This is a genomic window from Megasphaera sp. DJF_B143 (assembly GCF_900320625.1).
Taxonomy (GTDB): domain Bacteria; phylum Bacillota; class Negativicutes; order Veillonellales; family Megasphaeraceae; genus Megasphaera; species Megasphaera hexanoica.
The window spans coordinates 1-2,113 of record NZ_ONTA01000265.1 but is presented as its reverse complement, the minus strand read 5'-3'; the positions used below and the strand labels follow the sequence as shown (position 1 = coordinate 2,113).

The 2,113-nt window shown below is 54.0% G+C and carries 3 protein-coding genes; 1 reads left to right on the top strand and 2 read right to left on the bottom strand.

The window, feature by feature from the left end:
* A partial coding sequence (locus DBO31_RS07795) for an exonuclease domain-containing protein (RefSeq protein ID WP_255413337.1) occupies positions 1-325 on the bottom strand: 325 nt, incomplete at its 3' end.
* A gap of 78 nt (positions 326-403) precedes the next feature.
* Here DBO31_RS07795 and DBO31_RS07790 point away from each other — a divergent pair.
* On the top strand, positions 404-1,126 hold the full coding sequence (locus DBO31_RS07790; RefSeq protein WP_150824863.1) for a M48 family metallopeptidase: 723 nt from the start codon (positions 404-406) through the stop codon (positions 1,124-1,126).
* Here the strand turns inward: DBO31_RS07790 and DBO31_RS07785 are convergent.
* On the bottom strand, positions 1,114-2,113 hold a 1,000-nt coding region (locus DBO31_RS07785; protein ID WP_150824862.1), incomplete at its 5' end, for an ABC transporter substrate-binding protein. The genes DBO31_RS07790 and DBO31_RS07785 overlap by 13 nt on opposite strands.

Below are 2,113 nucleotides of genomic sequence, written 5' to 3'. Positions count from 1 at the left end.
GGGGCTTTTCCAGGTGATACGTCCGCAGCAGGCTGCGCAGGACCCGCGTATCGAAGACGGCATAGTGGGCGACCAGGATACGCCCTTCCAGGTGCGGCCGGATGCGGTCCCACAGGGCGTCGAACTTCGGTTTATGGGCGACCTGGTCCGGCGTGATGCCATGAATCTGGATATTACCTGGATCAAAACGCATGAAAGGCGGCTGGATCAGAGTATACCCTTCTTTGACACAGCGATCATCATTCATGGTAACGGCTGCCAGGGAGCAGGCGCTGTTGGCATATTTATTGGCCGTTTCAAAGTCAATGGCCGTAAAATCGAGCATAATCTACCTTCCTTTTTTTGACAAACGAACAGATTCTATTTACAATAGCTACAAATCTTATTTCTGCGAGGTATCACCATGACGAACGAACAACGCCAATTCACGGCCCAGGGCCAAACCTTCCCGGTCATCCTGGTCCGAAAAAAAGTGAAAAACATCAATCTCCACGTCCGCAGTGACGGCACGCTGTATATTTCGGCACCGGCCCGTGTCCCTTGGGAATATATCGAAGATTTCCTGCAAAAAAAGACAGATTTCATCGTCCGCGCCATGGATGAGATGGCAGAACGGAAACGTAAATTTCCCATGCTGACCCTCAGCGACGGCGATACGCTCTATCTCGCCGGCCAGCCCTATAAGCTCGATGTCCGCCTGGGACTACAAAACAGCATCCGCCGCAGCGGCCAGACAGTCTTCATGGAACTGGCCGATAATACACCGGTCATGAAACAGAAGCTATACCATAAGCTGCTGCAAAGTCTGGGGAAAAAGCTCTTTCCTGCTAGTTTATCCCGGATGCAGCCCTTATTCGACGGCCTCGCCTTGCCCGACCCGGTCCTGAAACAGCGAGTCATGCGGTCGCGTTGGGGGTCCTGTATGCCCCTCAAAGGCATCGTCACCATTAACACCTACCTGGCTATCATGCCTGAAGAAATCATCGACCACGTCATGCTTCACGAACTCTGCCATTTTCTTCAGCCCAATCACTCCCGCCATTTCTATGATGCCATGACCATCCGCATGCCCGACTGGAAGGCACGGCGCCAAGCCATGACAAAGTATCTGCCTTACTGTGTCTGACGGTCTTTGGGAATCGTCGCAGCCAGTTCGGGCTGGCCGTCTTTAAAGGTCATGATGAAGACATCTTTAATCGCATCATGATTGGCATCGAGAGAAATAGTCCCGGTCGCACCGTCATAATCAATGGTCTTTTCCAACTCCCGGGCTACGTCAGGCGCTTCTGCCGACTGGCAGCGTTCGATGGCTTCGGCCGTCATCATGAAGGCATCATAGCCGAGAGCGGCATAACTGTCCGGCCATTCTCCGTATTTTTCATAGTAAGCCTGGGAAAACCGTCTGGCCGCTTCACTGGCGTCATGACCGGCATAATGGTCCGTATAATAGACCTGGGTCAAATAGGATGTATCGACGTCCCGTTCCATCTTGGGCCCGTTCCAGCCATCGGGACCCAGCAGGGGCTGGGAAATGCCGTGACTGCGCAGCAGCGTAATGGCCGGTATCGTCCAGTCATCGTAGCCGGGAAGATAGATGACATCGACATTTTCTCGCTGCAATAAGGACAGGTATTTGGTCAAATCCTGCACCTCTTCCACGGGGATATAGACGGGGACCTCACCGCCACTGGCGGCAAAGGCACTGCGGAAATATTCGGCCAGGCCCTGGGCATACGTCTTATCGGGATAATAAAAGACAGCGGCCCGCTTGACATGGAGCTGTTTCAAAGCATAATCAGCCATGGCCCGTCCCTGAGAGGCATCGATATAAGCCGCCCGGAAAATATAGCGGTAGACTTCGTGAGACTTCGGATCGACGGTGATATCCGGCTGGGTGCAGGCCGGGCTGATGAGGGGGATCTTCACGGCTTCCACATTAGGTAAGACCGCCCGCGTACAATCCGTCAGGTCCGGCCCGATGATGGCCGATACGTGACGTACTGTCAGCTGCTGGATAGCCGCTTCGGCATCTTCCGGCTTGCCGTGGTTATCTACGGATACAATCTGGACGGGCCTGCCCAACAGTCCGCCCCGGTCATTGACCATATCCTTG